General features: G+C 46.3%; 22 protein-coding genes. 18 read left to right on the forward strand and 4 right to left on the reverse strand.

Annotation, left to right across the window (positions count from 1 at the left end):
- The first annotated feature begins 13 nt into the window (after window positions 1–13).
- Complete coding sequence (locus AOA56_RS03650; protein ID WP_024732610.1) at window positions 14–955, forward strand: TIGR03943 family putative permease subunit; 942 nt, start codon at window positions 14–16, stop codon at window positions 953–955.
- Window positions 956–1,020: 65 nt separating this feature from the next.
- On the opposite strand, the gene AOA56_RS03655 is transcribed toward AOA56_RS03650, so the two are convergent.
- Complete coding sequence (locus AOA56_RS03655; RefSeq protein WP_024732609.1) at window positions 1,021–1,245, reverse strand: hypothetical protein; 225 nt, start codon at window positions 1,243–1,245, stop codon at window positions 1,021–1,023.
- 151 nt (window positions 1,246–1,396) lie between these two features.
- On the opposite strand from AOA56_RS03655, the gene AOA56_RS03660 reads away from it, so the two are divergent.
- Entirely contained in the window at window positions 1,397–2,317 is a 921-nt protein-coding gene (locus tag AOA56_RS03660; RefSeq protein WP_024732608.1) for a S8 family peptidase, read from the forward strand.
- Window positions 2,318–2,404: 87 nt separating this feature from the next.
- On the opposite strand, the gene hdhA is transcribed toward AOA56_RS03660, so the two are convergent.
- A complete protein-coding gene (gene hdhA / locus AOA56_RS03665) occupies window positions 2,405–3,202 on the reverse strand; it encodes a 7alpha-hydroxysteroid dehydrogenase (RefSeq protein WP_053768974.1) in 798 nt (265 codons plus the stop codon).
- A gap of 306 nt (window positions 3,203–3,508) precedes the next feature.
- On the opposite strand from hdhA, the gene ylxM reads away from it, so the two are divergent.
- The 14 genes from ylxM to AOA56_RS03735 all read left to right on the forward strand — a co-directional run bounded on the left by ylxM (window position 3,509) and on the right by AOA56_RS03735 (window position 12,598).
- Entirely contained in the window at window positions 3,509–3,853 is a 345-nt protein-coding gene (gene ylxM, locus AOA56_RS03670; RefSeq protein ID WP_238117749.1) for a YlxM family DNA-binding protein, read from the forward strand.
- A 1-nt stretch (window position 3,854) separates the two neighbouring features.
- Complete coding sequence (gene ffh, locus AOA56_RS03675; RefSeq protein ID WP_024732605.1) at window positions 3,855–5,219, forward strand: signal recognition particle protein; 1,365 nt, start codon at window positions 3,855–3,857, stop codon at window positions 5,217–5,219.
- 34 nt (window positions 5,220–5,253) lie between these two features.
- Window positions 5,254–5,499, forward strand: coding sequence for a 30S ribosomal protein S16 (rpsP, locus tag AOA56_RS03680; protein WP_024732604.1), 246 nt, complete (start codon window positions 5,254–5,256; stop codon window positions 5,497–5,499).
- Window positions 5,500–5,523: 24 nt separating this feature from the next.
- Complete coding sequence (locus tag AOA56_RS03685) at window positions 5,524–5,751, forward strand: KH domain-containing protein (protein ID WP_053768975.1); 228 nt, start codon at window positions 5,524–5,526, stop codon at window positions 5,749–5,751.
- 93 nt (window positions 5,752–5,844) lie between these two features.
- The gene (rimM, locus tag AOA56_RS03690; RefSeq protein WP_053769098.1) at window positions 5,845–6,354 is read left to right on the forward strand and encodes a ribosome maturation factor RimM; all 510 of its coding nucleotides are present in this window, start codon (window positions 5,845–5,847) and stop codon (window positions 6,352–6,354) included.
- Window positions 6,355–6,371: 17 nt separating this feature from the next.
- Complete coding sequence (gene trmD, locus AOA56_RS03695; RefSeq protein WP_053768976.1) at window positions 6,372–7,130, forward strand: tRNA (guanosine(37)-N1)-methyltransferase TrmD; 759 nt, start codon at window positions 6,372–6,374, stop codon at window positions 7,128–7,130.
- Between the two features lie 102 nt (window positions 7,131–7,232).
- Window positions 7,233–7,580 (forward strand): 50S ribosomal protein L19, encoded by a 348-nt coding sequence (rplS, locus tag AOA56_RS03700; protein WP_024732600.1) that lies wholly within the window; start codon window positions 7,233–7,235, stop codon window positions 7,578–7,580.
- 69 nt (window positions 7,581–7,649) lie between these two features.
- The gene (gene lepB / locus AOA56_RS03705) at window positions 7,650–8,222 is read left to right on the forward strand and encodes a signal peptidase I (RefSeq protein WP_024732599.1); all 573 of its coding nucleotides are present in this window, start codon (window positions 7,650–7,652) and stop codon (window positions 8,220–8,222) included.
- A 13-nt stretch (window positions 8,223–8,235) separates the two neighbouring features.
- On the forward strand, window positions 8,236–9,087 hold the full coding sequence (gene ylqF, locus AOA56_RS03710; protein ID WP_053768977.1) for a ribosome biogenesis GTPase YlqF: 852 nt from the start codon (window positions 8,236–8,238) through the stop codon (window positions 9,085–9,087).
- Between the two features lie 12 nt (window positions 9,088–9,099).
- A complete protein-coding gene (gene lepB / locus AOA56_RS03715; RefSeq protein WP_024732598.1) occupies window positions 9,100–9,669 on the forward strand; it encodes a signal peptidase I in 570 nt (189 codons plus the stop codon).
- Window positions 9,662–10,420, forward strand: coding sequence for a ribonuclease HII (locus AOA56_RS03720; RefSeq protein ID WP_024732597.1), 759 nt, complete (start codon window positions 9,662–9,664; stop codon window positions 10,418–10,420). Before lepB (AOA56_RS03715) ends, AOA56_RS03720 begins: the two co-directional genes overlap by 8 nt.
- 10 nt (window positions 10,421–10,430) lie before the next feature.
- A complete protein-coding gene (locus tag AOA56_RS03725; RefSeq protein WP_053768978.1) occupies window positions 10,431–10,781 on the forward strand; it encodes a YraN family protein in 351 nt (116 codons plus the stop codon).
- Window positions 10,782–10,826: 45 nt separating this feature from the next.
- Window positions 10,827–11,687 carry a peptidoglycan editing factor PgeF gene (pgeF, locus tag AOA56_RS03730; RefSeq protein WP_053768979.1) on the forward strand — a complete coding sequence of 287 codons (861 nt, stop codon included), beginning with the start codon at window positions 10,827–10,829 and terminating at the stop codon, window positions 11,685–11,687.
- Between the two features lie 14 nt (window positions 11,688–11,701).
- Window positions 11,702–12,598, forward strand: coding sequence for a mechanosensitive ion channel family protein (locus tag AOA56_RS03735; RefSeq protein ID WP_034594492.1), 897 nt, complete (start codon window positions 11,702–11,704; stop codon window positions 12,596–12,598).
- A gap of 20 nt (window positions 12,599–12,618) precedes the next feature.
- Here the strand turns inward: AOA56_RS03735 and yfcE are convergent, their stop codons facing one another.
- The gene (gene yfcE, locus AOA56_RS03740; RefSeq protein ID WP_053768980.1) at window positions 12,619–13,176 is read right to left on the reverse strand and encodes a phosphodiesterase; all 558 of its coding nucleotides are present in this window, start codon (window positions 13,174–13,176) and stop codon (window positions 12,619–12,621) included.
- A gap of 157 nt (window positions 13,177–13,333) precedes the next feature.
- Between yfcE and rsmD the strand changes: the two genes are divergently transcribed.
- Window positions 13,334–13,885, forward strand: coding sequence for a 16S rRNA (guanine(966)-N(2))-methyltransferase RsmD (gene rsmD, locus AOA56_RS03745; RefSeq protein ID WP_048621811.1), 552 nt, complete (start codon window positions 13,334–13,336; stop codon window positions 13,883–13,885).
- Between the two features lie 74 nt (window positions 13,886–13,959).
- On the forward strand, window positions 13,960–14,538 hold the full coding sequence (locus AOA56_RS03750; RefSeq protein WP_024732591.1) for an ATPase: 579 nt from the start codon (window positions 13,960–13,962) through the stop codon (window positions 14,536–14,538).
- Here the strand turns inward: AOA56_RS03750 and AOA56_RS03755 are convergent, their stop codons facing one another.
- Entirely contained in the window at window positions 14,539–15,474 is a 936-nt protein-coding gene (locus tag AOA56_RS03755; protein WP_024732590.1) for a nucleoside recognition domain-containing protein, read from the reverse strand.
- Between the last annotated feature and the right edge of the window lie 60 nt (window positions 15,475–15,534).

Genomic DNA, 15,534 nt, shown 5'->3' on the forward strand with positions numbered 1-15,534 from the left:
CAGGAGCAACAAGATGGAAACAATAGTAGAACTTTTTACAGGATTTCTGGATAGTGGAAAGACGACACTGATTCGGGAAGCACTGCACAGCCCGGACTTTCTTGACTACAATCAGACCCTTCTCATCGTCTGCGAGGAGGGGGATGAAGAGTACGATGAGGCTTGGCTGAAGAAAAATGGAATTATCAAATATGTGGTTGACGAGGAGGAAAAGATCAATGAATTCTTCCTGGAAGGGCTGGAACTGAATTACCGCCCGGATCACGTAATGATTGAGTGGAACGGAACCTGGGATGTAAACCGGCTGCTGGAGATGAAGTTGCCGCCGGGATGGGGGATCGGAGCGGTACTCTCCACAGTAGATGCCCAAACTGCTGAAATGTATCTTCTCAACATGCGAAATCTGTTTCTTGCTCCGTTGCTTTCTTCGGATCTGGTGATTGTCAATCGGACAATGGAGCATACAGACCGGGCAAAGATCCGCAGGAGCATCAAAGTGATGAACCCGAGGGCTCAGATCGTCTTTGAAGATGAGAGTGGGGAACCGATAGAAACAACCGAGGAGGATCTTCCATTTGATCTGAAAGCTCCGGTGATCGAGATCGACGAGATTGATTATGGGATCTGGTACCTGGATGCTATGGAGCATCCGGAACATTATAAAAATAAAAAGCTCAAATTTCTGGCACAGGTGTACCGGGGAAGAAAGTTGGGCTCTGGACTTTTTGTGCCGGGGCGTTTTGTGATGACCTGCTGTGAAGAGGATATCACATTCCTTGGTTATCTTTGCAGGTATAAGGAAGAATTTCCATACCAGAACCGGGACTGGGTGTTCGTAACCGTTTCGTTCCGCTATGAATATATGAAGCAATACAAAGAAAAAGGACCGGTGCTCTACCTGGAAGAGATGATCCCAGCAAAGAAACCGGTCCACGATGTGGTCACATTTGACTAAGAAAGGTGATCGGATCAGAAGGAGGCGGGATGTTTTACCCCGCCTCCTTCCATCGTCAGTTGGATTTAGCAGCAGCCGTTGTCGTTGAATCCGTTTCCGAATCCGCCGCAGCAGCAGAGCAGAAGGATGATCCACAGGCAGTCACATCCACCGCCAAAACCGCTTCTTCCGTTTCCTCCGCAGCCGCCGCAGCAGCAGAGCAGAAGGATAATCCACAGGCAGGAATTGCCTCCGAATCCAGAAGAAGATTCACATCCACATCCACAGTTTGTTGCACTTAAGTCACTCATGTTGTTGCCTCCATTTTTGTTATTTACAATGTTATACTATGTAGCAGGGCTTGTAAGTGTTTCCTGGATTTGTAGAAAAAATGTAAAGAAGAAGAAGGAGCGCACAATGAGGCTTTTTTCTGAATAGGCTGAAAGAAAAGGAGTTTTGTCAGTGAGACGGGTCAAGGAAACCGTTCATTATTTTTGTAATGATATCTTGTTTGGCCATATCGATGGCCACGGAGTTACGACAGCGGTCCTGGATACCGGTATTTCCCCGCACCCGGATCTGAAGGGGAGGATCGTGGCCTTTGGCGATATGCTTTATGGGAAGAAGCGTATGTATGACGACAATTCTCACGGCACCCATGTGGCTGGCATCATTGCAGGATCCGGAGGATTATCTTCCGGACTCTATGCGGGAATTGCGCCTGCCTCCCAGATCGTAGCTGTCAAGGTGCTGGATCAAAAAGGAGAAGGGAAAATCCGGTTTCTCATTGAGGGCATCAAAGCGATCTTAAGAAACAGGGATAAATGGCAGATTCGGATTGTCAATATCTCCATCGGAACCTTGCCTCATCAAGGGGATGAAGAAGAGATGGAACTGATGCGTTGGGTGGACCGGCTTTGGGATGAAGGATTGGTGGTCGTGACAGCAGCAGGTAACTTCGGCCCTAGAAGCGGAACTGTCACGATTCCCGGTATCAGTAAAAAAGTGATTACTGTGGGCGCGTCCGATGATGGGAATCAAAAAGACCGGTACGGAAAAGTAGGGACGAACTACTCCGGCAGGGGACCGACCTCCGAATGTGTCTGCAAGCCGGATCTGGTAGCACCTGGATCCTATATCCGTTCGTGTAATGGATTCTCCCAGAAGAAAAACCAGAAAGCTTATTCCGTCAAAAGCGGAACATCCATGTCAGCTCCGGTAGTTTCCGGAGCCGTGGCGCTTTTATTAAGCAAATATCCGGATATGAAAAATGTAGAGGTAAAGCTCAGACTTTTGATGAGTGCTGATGATATGGGAAAGGATCCCAATATTCAGGGGAGGGGACTTCTGAATATCGAGAAGCTGCTAAATCCAACATTATAGTGAAGGAAAGCGGTGATCCTCTCACGATCCAAAAAGATTAAGGGAGAACCACCGCTAAGATCACAATAGAGTCTCAGGGACTCTTTCCTACCTTCTGTTTTTTAGTTCTATCATATCTCCAAAAATTGGAGTTGGCATACCAAAACCTCCGGAAACTTCCATGATCTGCCCGGTTGTAAAAGAAGACTCGTCGCTTGCAAAATATAAAACAGCCTGAGCGATGTTATCTGGGGTTCCCATCCGCTTGATAGGAGTGTGTTTCAGAAAGAAATCCTGGAAATTCTGAGTCAAATTCTGCATCACGGCATCGGTTGCGGTCATACCTGGGAGAACCGCGTTACAGCGGATATTGTCCCGGGCTGTCTGCGTGGCAATTAATTTCGTAAGATAATTGATAGCGGCCTTGCTGGTACCATATCCGATCTGGGAAATATCCGGAACAGAACCGCCTACAGAAGAGATATTGATGATGCTTCCACCTCCGTTTTTTGCCATATGCGGAATCACTGCCTGCGAGGCGAGAAAGACACTTCCGATATTTAAATCCAGGGTTTTCTGGAATTCAGCATATTCCGTAGACTGAATGTCCAGATCTTTGGCTGCATTGGACGTGCCGAAATTATTAACAAGGATGTCCAATCTACCTTCTTTTTCTACAATTTCTTCGATCATGCTTTTATAAGTCTCCTGTTTCAATGCATCATTATATACAAATGAAACAAAGCATCCCTCTTTTGTCAGCCGGTCAATCATAATTTTAGCACGTTCGGCGCTGCGGGCAGCTAAATATACTTTGGCCCCTTCCCGGGCAAATGTTTCCGCAATAGCAGCACCAATCCCTCTGGTAGATGCAGTTACAACAGCAATTTTGTCTTTTAATCTCATAAATAACACTCCTTTCCGGTATTTTTAAATTTGATTTATAGTATAGTTCCAAAAAAGAAAGTTTACAAGTAATTTTCTCGCAATTTCCTTACGTATCTTATAATTTAATATAAATTTCATATCCAATTTTTGATTATCTGCAAAAATACTGCACTAAAAAACATCTGTATTGGAGTCTTTTGTAAAAAGGAAGTCAATCCTAAGACTAATTGTATTATGTTTATAGAGGTCCAAAAAAATTACTGTGTCAAGAAAAAAGCCTTGACACCTTCTTTTGTTTATAGTATGATATCACAGGTGAGAAACATGAATGAAATCGTAATGCAGTCTCTTTTATATGATTTTTACGGTGAACTGCTGACAGACAATCAGAAAGAAATATACGAACAGTTTATTCTGGAAGATCTCTCTCTTGGCGAAATCGCGAAAGAGCGGGGGATCAGCAGGCAGGGGGTTCACGATACGATCCGGCGCTGCGAAAAGACGTTGGAGGGATACGAAGAAAAGCTTTCCCTGATTCAGAAGTTTCTTGCAATCAAAGAAAAAGTACATCAAATTGATCGTCTGCTGGATACCTGGCAGGAGAAGGAGAAAGAAACTCTGATCCACGAGATCCGGCAGATTTCAGATGAAATCATAGAGGAGTTATAGAATGGCATTTGACAGTTTAACCGAGAAACTTCAGAATGTATTCCGGAATCTGCGGAGTAAGGGCCGGCTTACGGAGGATGATGTCAAGACGGCTCTCAGAGAAGTGAAGATGGCGCTTCTGGAAGCCGACGTAAACTTTAAGGTCGTAAAGAGTTTCATTAAGAATGTCCAGGAGCGTGCGGTAGGCCAGGACGTAATGAACGGACTGAATCCGGGACAGATGGTAATCAAGATCGTGAACGAGGAGCTTGTTGCTTTGATGGGGTCTGAGACAACGGAGATCAGGCTGGAGCCTGGGAAAGCCACGACTGTCATTATGATGGCAGGTTTGCAGGGAGCCGGTAAGACGACTACCACGGCAAAGCTCGCCGGAAAGTTCAAGTTAAAGGGGAAAAAGCCGCTTTTAGTTGCCTGTGACGTTTATCGGCCGGCAGCGATACAGCAGCTCCAGATTAACGGAGAAAAGCAGGGTGTGGATGTGTTTACCATGGGTGATAAGCATAAGCCGGCGAATATTGCCAAGGCAGCCCTGGAACATGCGGCAAAGAACGGCAACAACATCGTCATCCTCGATACAGCAGGACGTCTCCACATTGACGAAGGCATGATGGAGGAGCTCCGGGAGATCAAGGAGGCTGTGACCGTACATCAGACCATCCTCGTGGTGGATGCGATGACAGGTCAGGATGCGGTTAACGTAGCGAAGGAATTTAACGATAAGATTGGTATAGATGGTGTCATTGTGACGAAGCTTGATGGTGACACCAGAGGCGGTGCCGCTCTTTCCATTAAGGCAGTGACAGGATGTCCGATTCTGTATGCCGGTATGGGCGAGAAGCTTTCAGATTTGGAACAGTTTTATCCGGACAGAATGGCGTCGCGCATTCTGGGAATGGGAGATATCCTCACCTTGATCGAGAAGGCGGAGGCAGATATCGATGAGGACAAGGCAAAGGAGATGTCCCAGAAGCTTCGAAAAGCCCAGTTTGATTTTGAGGATTATCTTGAATCTATGAAGCAGATGCGTAAGATGGGTGGTCTTGGAAATATCCTTGGTATGCTTCCGGGCATCGGCGGTATGATGGGCAAGATGGGTAAGACACCGGATATTGACTCTGATGACGCACAGCGCAAGATGGAACGGATGGAAGCGATCATCTATTCTATGACCGTTAAGGAGCGGAGAAATCCGGATATCCTGAATCCATCACGAAAGCACCGTATCGCAAAGGGAGCAGGCGTGGATATTTCGGAGGTCAACAAGCTCTGCAAGCAGTTTGAACAGATGAAAAAGATGATGAAACAGATGCCCGGGATGATGGGCGGCAAAGGTGGTAAAAAGGGAAAATTTAAATTACCTTTTTAACATAAAGAAAGAACAATAAATGGAGGTGAAACAAATGGCAGTAAAGATCAGATTAAGAAGAATGGGACAGAAAAAGGCTCCTTTCTATAGAATCATCGTAGCTGATTCCCGTTCTCCAAGAGACGGAAAATTCATCGAGGAAATCGGTACTTACGATCCGACAAAAGATCCAAGCGAATTCAAAGTTGATGAAGAAGCAGCAAAAAAATGGTTAAACAACGGAGCACAGCCGACAGAAGTTGTAAGCAAGATTTTCAAAGCAGCTGGTATCGAAAAATAATCCAGACGTCGGAGGTGCCTGCATATGAAAGAATTAGTAGAAGTAATTACGAAGGCTTTAGTTGACGAGCCTGATCAGGTTGTAGTTACAGAAAAGACGGAAGGCAAGACGACGGTCATTGAAGTTCATGTGGCAGAAGACGATATGGGCAAGGTGATCGGTAAGCAGGGACGCATCGCAAAAGCAATTCGCTCTGTCGTAAAAGCCGCCGCCGCAAAAGAAGACAAAAAGGTAGTCGTAGATATCACTTAAAGAGTGATGTCTGCGGACTGCAAAAAGAAAGAACAGGCTGCCATGCAGGGCATGTGCGGGGCTGTTCTTCATTTTTATGAAAAGGAGAATACGATGGAAAAGTTTTTGCAGGTGGGAGTGATCTCCAGTACGCATGGCATCCGTGGTGAAGTGAAAGTGTTTCCAACTACAGATGACAAAGAACGGTATCTGGATTTAAAAAAGGTCCTTCTGGACACTGGAAAAGAACAGATTCCATTGGAAATTCAGAATGTCCGCTTCTTTAAGCAGATGGTAATTCTGAAATTCAGGGGAATCGATCATATAAATGATATTGAACGTTATAAGGGGCGTCCGCTGTTTGTTACAAGGGAACATGCGGTCCCGCTTGAGACAGATGAATATTATATTGCGGACTTGATCGGGATGGAAGTTTTCACAGAAGACGGCGCCTTCTTCGGGCATCTTCGGGACGTGATGGAGACTGGAGCCAACGATGTGTACATCATCGACTCGGATGAACACGGGGAAGTCCTCATTCCGGCAATTCAGGACTGTATTTTACACGTGGATCCAGAAGCCAGACAGATGACGATCCATCTGATGAAAGGTCTGATCCAATAGTACGAAAGGGAACATCCATGAAGTTTCATATTATGACATTATTTCCAGAAATGGTGGAACAGGGGTTACGAACGAGTATCATCGGGCGTGCCGAGCAAAAGGGGCTCCTTTCCATACAGGCTGTGAATATCAGAGATTATGCATTTAATAAACATCAAAGTGTGGACGATTACCCGTACGGCGGTGGAGCAGGCATGCTGATGCAGGCGGAGCCGGTTTATCAATGTTATAAGGCGGTCTGCCAGGAGACCAAAGAGGGGCTTGAAGGGAAGAATCCAAGGCTTGTCTATCTTTCGCCTCAGGGACGTACCTTTAACCAAAATATAGCGGAAGAATTCGCACAAGAAGAAGAGTTAATTCTGCTCTGCGGCCATTATGAAGGTATTGACGAACGGGTGCTGGAGGAGATTGTGACAGATTATGTCTCTATTGGAGACTATGTGCTGACTGGAGGAGAGCTTGCCGCTATGGTGATGGTGGATGCCATTGCAAGATTAGTTCCGGGAGTGCTTCACAACGATGTATCAGCCGAGTTCGAAAGTTTTCAGGATCATCTGCTGGAATACCCGCAGTATTCCCGGCCGGAAATCTGGCACGATAAGCAGGTGCCGCCGATCCTTTTATCCGGTCATCACGCGAACATTGAAAAGTGGAGAAGAGAACAGTCCATCATCCGAACTGCCAGGAACCGGCCGGATTTGCTGGAAAAAGCCGAACTTACCGAAAAAGAGCAGAAATTTCTCGAAGAATATAGAAAAAACAACTTGCAATCCTAGAATCTTTATGATACACTTGGAACTGTTGTGAGAAGAAAAGAGATGGTCCTCTGATACACAGAATCGTATTAAGAACGTCAAAAGAATCAAGGAGGTCACACAATGAACGACATCATTAGAAAGATTGAAGCTGAACAGCTCAAAGAAAATGTACCACAGTTTAACGTAGGAGATACCGTAAAAGTATACGGTAAAATCAAAGAAGGGAACCGCGAAAGGATCCAGGTATTTGAAGGAACTGTTTTAAAGAAACAGGGAGGAAGCACAAGAGAGACTTTCACAGTCAGAAAGTTTTCCAACGGTGTGGGCGTTGAAAAGACATGGCCGCTTCACTCTCCGAATGTAGAGAAAGTCGAAGTAGTAAGAAGAGGTAAAGTCAGAAGAGCGAAACTCAACTACTTAAGAAACCGTGTAGGTAAGAGAGCTAAGGTCAAAGAATTAGTTAAATAAGACAAGGGAAGGGGCAAGGTACATTGATGTATGATTGCCCCTTTTGTGTTAAAGAAACAGGTATATTGCATGAAAAAGAGATTACAGTTTGGAAAAGTAAAAAAGCAGATCGACTATGATATGATCCGAATTATCGGGATCTGGGTTTTTAAGATTCTTCTTGTCTGTCTTCTGGCGTTTGTTACTGTCTTTTATTTCGGACGGCAGGTCAGAAACTCCGGTGATTCCATGCGCCCCGCCGTTTTAAACGATGATATCGTGTTAGTCAATCGGATGATTTACGATGCAAGCAAACCAAAACGGGGCGATATTATCGTGTTCAAGCCAAACGGAAATGAAAATGCCCGTTCCTATATCAAGCGGATTATCGGGCTTCCAGGGGAAACTGTGCAGATCAAAGATGGGAAAATCTATATTGACGGGAAGATTCTAGAAGAGGACTATGAGACGACTGCCATCGAGGATGCGGGAACCGCCGCGGAGGAGATTGACCTGGGCGGCGACGAATATTTTGTTCTTGGGGATAACCGGAAGAACAGCGAGGACAGCCGGATGGCGGATATCGGTAATGTAAAGCGTTCCGAGATCGAGGGAAAAGCCTGGTTCGTCTTGTCGACAAAAGGAAATTTTGGATTTATATAAAAAGGAGGCACCTATGCACTTTCAATGGTACCCAGGTCATATGACCAAAGCAAAGAGAATGATGCAGGAAAATATCAAACTGATTGACCTCATCATTGAGCTTGTGGACGCAAGAATTCCGGTCAGCAGCCGGAATCCGGACATCGATGAGCTCGGAGGACAGAAAGCAAGACTCATCCTTCTGAACAAGTCAGACCTTGCCTCAGAGAGATGGAACGAAAAGTGGGAGCAGTATTTTAAGGAAAAAGGATTTTCCGTTGTGCGGGTCAATTCCCGCAGTGGAGCCGGAATCAAATCTATCAACAAGGTGATTCAGGAGGCTTGTAGGGAGAAGATTGACAGGGACAGAAAGAGAGGGATCTTAAACCGTCCGGTTAGAGCTATGGTCGTTGGGATTCCGAATGTCGGAAAATCGACTTTTATTAATTCCCTTGCAGGAAAGGCATGTGCCAAGACCGGCAATAAGCCTGGAGTGACAAAAGGGAAACAGTGGATCCGTCTGAATAAGCAAGTGGAGCTTCTGGATACACCGGGAATTTTATGGCCGAAGTTTGAGGATCAGGAAGTAGGAAAGAAGCTCGCTTTTATTGGATCGATCAAGGATGAAATCTTGAATACCATGGAACTTGCTGCCGAGCTGATCCGTTCCCTTTCAAAGAGTGCTCCGGATCAGGTAAAGCACACTTATGATATTGCGGGAAGCGAGGATCCATATGAAGTTCTGCGCGAGATCGCGGAGAAAAAGCACTGTCTGACAAAGGGTGGAGAACTTGATCTGGAAAAGACAGCCGCGCTGTTCCTGGATGATTTCCGGGGCGGGAAACTGGGAAGACTGACACTGGAATTCCCGGAAGATTACAGATAAGGGGAGAAATACATGAGGCAAGAGGAACTTGAAGAGCAGGGGAAGTCAAAATCAACGGCCAGGGAGGTGCTGGACTGGATTCTCTATATCGGGATCGTCCTGATCCTCTCCTGGTTGATCGTTACATTTGTCGGTGTCCGAACTGTGGTGGATGGTCAGTCCATGGAGCCCACTCTCCAGGATGGCAACAATCTGATCGTAGATAAACTGTCTTATCGTTTCCGGGATCCGAAGCGCTATGAGATTATTGTATTTCCATACAAATATGAAGAAAATACATATTATATTAAGCGGATCATCGGGCTTCCGGGGGAGACAGTGCAGGTTAAAAACGGGGAGGTTTATATTGACGGAGAAATTTTGGGAGAGGACTATGGAGCTGAAGCCATGGAAGACGCCGGGATTGCCTCTGAGCCGATCGAACTGGGGACGGACGAGTACTTTGTCCTTGGGGATAACCGCAATCACAGTTCGGACAGCAGAGATCCGAGCGTAGGCGTATTAAGGCGAGAGGATCTGATCGGAAGAGCTTGGATTCGGATTTATCCGTTTGATGAAATGGGGTTTGTCGTACATGAGTAAAACAATCAGGGAGATCAAAGAAGAGTTGGAACGTGCTTCTGGCGATGAGCGCAGAGCGCTCTATGCATTATATGAACAGGATAAGAGGACTGGCGTACAGAAGCTTTTGATATCCTACCGGAAACAGGAACTGGCAAAGGAACAGGAACTGCTCCGCCTGGAGGGGATGTGTACCTACGAGAAGAAATACAGGTCTTATGACCGGATTTGTGGTATCGACGAGGTGGGAAGAGGGCCTCTTGCCGGCCCAGTGGTAGCGGCGGCTGTGATTCTCCCAAAGGACTGCCGGATTCTCTATGCAAACGATTCAAAAAAACTTTCCGCAAAACGGCGGGAACAGCTCTACGATGAAATCATGGAGAAAGCGGTAAGCGTGGGTGTGGGAATGGCGAGTCCACAGAGAATCGATGAAATCAATATTCTCCAGGCGACGTATGAGGCCATGCGGGAGGCCATCCGAAAACTTTCCCCGTCTCCGGATCTGCTCTTAAATGATGCCGTTACCATTCCGGGTGTGCCGGTTCCACAGGTGCCGATTATCAAAGGGGATGCTAAAAGTCTTTCTATTGCCTGCGCCAGCATTATTGCCAAGGTAACAAGGGATCGTCTGATGGAAGAGTACGACAGGATACTGCCGGAATACGGGTTTGCCTCCCATAAGGGTTACGGATCGAGAGAGCATATGGAAGCAATCCAGGCATACGGACCAAGCCCGATCCACCGTCAGTCGTTTCTTAGACATTTTGTGTGATGGGGAACGTATGAATAAAAGAGAAAAAGGGCAGGCTGGGGAGGTGAGAGCCGCTGTCTGCCTGGAAGAGAAAGGATACCGGATCCTGGAGCGGAATTATCGTTGCGGCCATGGAGAAGTTGATCTGATCGCGTCCAAAGACGGATGGATCGTCTTTGTGGAGGTAAAGTATCGTAAAACTGACTCTATGGGACTTCCCCAAGAGGCGGTGAACCGCCGGAAGCAGCAGCGGATCAGTCGTGCGGCTCTTTTTTATCTTACAGAACACTCTCTGGCAGAGAACAGAATCCGGTTTGACGTGATTGCCATCCTTGGAGAAAAGATCACCCATTTAGAGGATGCATTTGAATATCAGGGATGATGAAATAGGAAAAAAACAAAGTTCACGAATCAAGAGGTGCAGGGTATGAACGAATGGAAGAGAACAAACAATCAGGAAGACATTGTCTGCCGGACCGGAAGAAACGATGTACCGTATTTGTCATTTCCGCTTCTGGAAAGCTGCGGTCTGGTCAAGCATGGTTTCTCCACCCGCATGGGCGGAGTGAGTACCGGAATCTATGAGAGCATGAATTTAAGCTTCTCAAGGGGCGATGAGGAAGCGGCCGTCATGGAAAATTTTGCCCGTTTCGGGGAGGCTATCGGCGTCCGTACTTCCGATATGGTTTTTTCCAGACAGACTCATACGGATCATATTCGTATCGTTACGGAGGCAGACCGGGGCAAGGGTATCACCTGTTCTGCAGATTATCACGATATCGACGGATTGATTACGGATGTGCCGGGACTTTGCCTTGTTACCTTTTACGCAGACTGCGTACCGCTCTTTCTTGTAGATCCGGTGCGAAGAGTCATCGGGCTTTCCCATTCGGGATGGCGTGGAACGGTTGCCGGTATCGGAGAAAAGACGGTGCGGAAGATGGCGGAAGTATACAAAAGCCGCCCGGAGAATATCCTGGCCTGTATCGGACCGTCCATCTGCCAGTCCTGCTACGAGGTAGGAAGCGAGGTCATTGACACATTCCGGGAGGTATTTCCGCCCTGTCTCTGGCCGGAGATCTTCTATGAAAAGCCGGATGGTAAATATCAGCTCAATCTCTGGAAAGCAAATGAAGTGGTCTTTACCCGTGCCGGGATTCTTCCAGAGCATATAGCTTTGACCAATATTTGTACCAACTGCAATTCGGATCTGCTGTTTTCGCACCGGGCATCCCACGGTCAAAGGGGAAGCTTGGCTGCGTTTCTGGCACTTTCCGGTGATTGCTAAGAAGGGAGATAAGGATGTATTACACACTTTTGACAGACAATACGGCAGAATCAGTCACGGAAAATATTCAGCAGGAAGTGGCGACGCAGACCAGTTTTGCCGTCGATTTCTTCCATGAGAACCTGCCGAAAGCGATCAACTTCGGAGTAGGGGTTGTGTTCGCTCTGATTTTCTTTCTGATCGGAAGAATTCTCATCAACTGGGTGAGAAAGCTGGTGCGGGCCTCTATCGAGCGATCAGCCGCCGATAAGGGCGTGGAGCAGTTCGTAGATTCTTGCCTGAAAACGGGGCTTTATGCAATCTTGATCCTTTCCATCATTGTCCGCTTCGGAGTCGATACCTCGACAGTCGCGGCTTTGCTTGCTTCCGGTGGTGTGGCAATCGGTCTTGCCCTCCAGGGGAGTCTCTCAAATTTTGCCGGAGGGGTATTGATCCTTCTTTTGAAGCCTTTTTCTGTGGGAGACTATATTATCGAACACTCGGACAACCTGGAAGGAACGGTAAAGGAGATCCAGATCTTCTACACGAAACTTTCCACTGTGGATAATAAGACCATTGTGATTCCAAACGGAAATCTTTCCAACAACAGTCTGACAAATGTCACAGCCATGGATCTGCGTCGTCTGGACTTCTATGTACGGATCGGCTATGATGAGGATTTGAAAAAAACAGAGCAGATCATCCGGTCCGTGATGGAACAGGAGGACCGGGTCATCAAAGAGAAGGAGCACACCGTCTTTGTAGATGATTTAGCGGAAAGCTATGTGGCCCTTTGTGTGCGCCTCTGGTTGAAATCCGACGAGTTCTGGAACGCCCGGGCTGATATTATGGAACGGACAAAGCTTGCATTAGACCAGGCTGGCATCCGTTTTGCCGGACAGAAGATAGACATTGTAATGAAAGAACAATAATTACAAAAAAGAATCCTCTTTTACAGGATTCTTTTTTCAATCGTATAAGTGTTGTAGACCTCCCCGTTCAAGGTCTTCCACTGGAACATACCATTCTCCAGAATCATATAGCTATGATGACTGTCTTCTTTTGGAAGAGAGACAGAACCCGGATTCAGATAGATGAACGTCTCGGTAGAAGTACAGGCCGGAACATGTGTGTGTCCGTGGAGCAGGACGTCTCCTTTTTGAAGAAGCGGCTGTGAGTCCAGATTGTAATGGTGGCCGTGGGTGATAAAAACAGTGTGCCCATTTTCCGCAATAAGACAGTATTCTGCCAGAATCGGGAAATCAAGCACCATCTGATCCACCTCACTGTCACAGTTTCCTCTCACACAGAAAATGCGATCTGCAAGGGGATTGAGCATAGCCGCAACCTCTTTTGGATTGTAAGCTACCGGCAGTGGATTTCTCGGTCCGTGGTAAAGAATGTCTCCTAAGAAAACGATACGGTCCGCCTCTTCCTTTTCCCAGGCTTCCAGCATTTTTTTACAATAATAAGCGGAACCATGTATATCAGATGCAATAAAATATTTCATTGGTCATTCCTCCCTTTTTACAAAGAGTGTATCACAGACCAGAATAATACTCAAGATATTACCGTTCCTGATTTGACAGAAAAAGGCTCTATCCGATATAATAAGGAACAGAAATGAAATCAATACTACCGAAAGCGGTGGAAGAAAGGATAAAACCATGCGGGTAATTGCAGGAAGCGCAAAAAGATTACAGTTGAAAACAATAGAGGGAATGGACACCCGTCCGACGACCGACCGGATTAAGGAGACATTGTTTAACATGATATCTACAGATCTCGCTGACTGTCGGTTTCTGGATTTGTTTAGTGGAAGCGGAGCAATCGGGATCGAAGCATTAAGCAGAGGCGCAGATATCGCGTATTTCGTAGAGAATCATCCGAAAGCAGCAGATTGTATCAAGCAGAATCTACGTCACACCAGACTGGAAGAAAGGGCTGTTCTAATGAGGATGGACGTTCTTAGTGCCCTCAGAAAACTGGAAGGAGAGGATTCCTTTGATATCATCTTCATGGATCCTCCGTATCATATCGGAGCAGAGCGTGGAGTATTCGATTTTCTGAAGCATTCCGGTCTTGTGAATGAGAATACACTGATCATTGTGGAGGCGTCTTTAGGTACCGATTTTTCCTGGATGGAAGATCTTGGATTCCATGTGATGAAAGAAAAAAAATATAAGACAAACCGCCATATTTTTGTCGAAAGAGATTGAGTTCTTTGGTCGAACGTGATAGAATAACAAAGTAAATGACAAGATTTGTCGAAGTAAAGAAGGAGAGTGTAACTATGAGCAGCCGAATTGAGCAGATTATTGATGAAATTGAGGAATACATAGATCATTGTAAGTTCCAGCCGTTATCCACAACGAAGATTATCGTAAATAAAGATCAGATTGACGAGTTGTTAAGAGAGCTCAGGATGAAGACGCCGGAAGAGATCAAGCGCTATCAAAAGATCATCGATAATAAGGACGCGATCATTGCAGACGCACAGACAAAAGCAGACTCGATGATCGAGGAGGCCAAAGCGAAGACGGACGAGCTTGTAAGTGACCATGAGATTATGCAGCAGGCATATGCCCAGGCGAATGAGATCGTGGCAGCCGCGACAGAGCAGGCACAGCAGATCCTCGATAATGCGACAGAGGACGCAAACCAGCTCCGTATGGGTGCGATGGGCTATGCGGACGATATGATGGCAAAAGTAGAGAATCTGATTGGCCACGCACTGGACAATTATACGACAAAATACGACAGCCTTGTAAATTCACTCCAGGAATCCTTTGATATGGTACACGGTGACCGTGAAGAGCTCAGGATCCAGGATGAGACAGAAACAGAATTCGCACAGGCGATGGAGGAGTAATTACATCCCTGATATCTGAATATAGAAATAAGCCAAGAGACTGGCTGCCACTGCGGCAGCCAGTTTTTCTATGATGTATGGCAGGATCCGAAGTCCACTTCCAGTCAACATTCCACTTGTCTGTGCAGCCGCACACAATCCCCCAAATGTACACAATCCCATGATTAAGGCATATCGAACCGCAAATGAAAAAGGAAGTGTCTCCAGTATCACCACACCGTTCGTTATTTCGAGAAAGGATAATCCAATCTGTCCGGCCAAAGTGTCGGCAAGTGGAAGCATTTTTGTCAGTTCCAGAAGGACAGAAAAGACAATGATGTATCCGCCGATTTTGGTGATGGTCTCAAACCCATTCATAATGGATGTATCAAAAAGATCAAGAGAAACGATCCTTTGCGTCCGGATAAGAGGCTGCGACTTCCAACCCACGCTTTTAGGGGAATAAATCTTCCGGAAGAGAAAACTGAATAGGATGGGAACCGCAAAGAATACTATCATGGTACCAAGAACGAGGGACGGGTCCCGGATCGTCTGGCAGACTACAAATCCTGCCAGAAATCCCGGACTTGTATTATTGCAAAAAGAGAGCAAATATGCTCCTTCCTGTCTGGAAATCCTGCCGTCTCTTACAAGATCTGATGTCACTTTTGCCCCCACCGGATAGCCGCACAGAAACCCAGTCAGCACTGCAAAACACCCCTCCGTGCTGACGGAAAAGAGCGGACCAAGAGCAGGATAGACAAGCCTTGATACCTGGCGGATCAGACTCGTCTTCTGCATAATATTGACAAGAATCAGAAAAGGCAGCAGAGTCGGAAGAACAGTCTGGAACCAGAGCAGCAATCCGCTGCTTGCCCCTTGAAACACCTCGTTTGGAAAAAACAACATCAGTGCAAAAAATATTATCGTGAAAATGGTAAAAAAATATCGTTTCAATATTATTCCTTTGGTAAAAATACTCAATAAATTCTATGGAAAATCTGGTGATTTTAGAAG

Origin of the sequence: Sellimonas intestinalis, from assembly GCF_001280875.1 — a bacterium.
GTDB classification, from domain to species: Bacteria; Bacillota; Clostridia; order Lachnospirales; family Lachnospiraceae; genus Sellimonas; species Sellimonas intestinalis.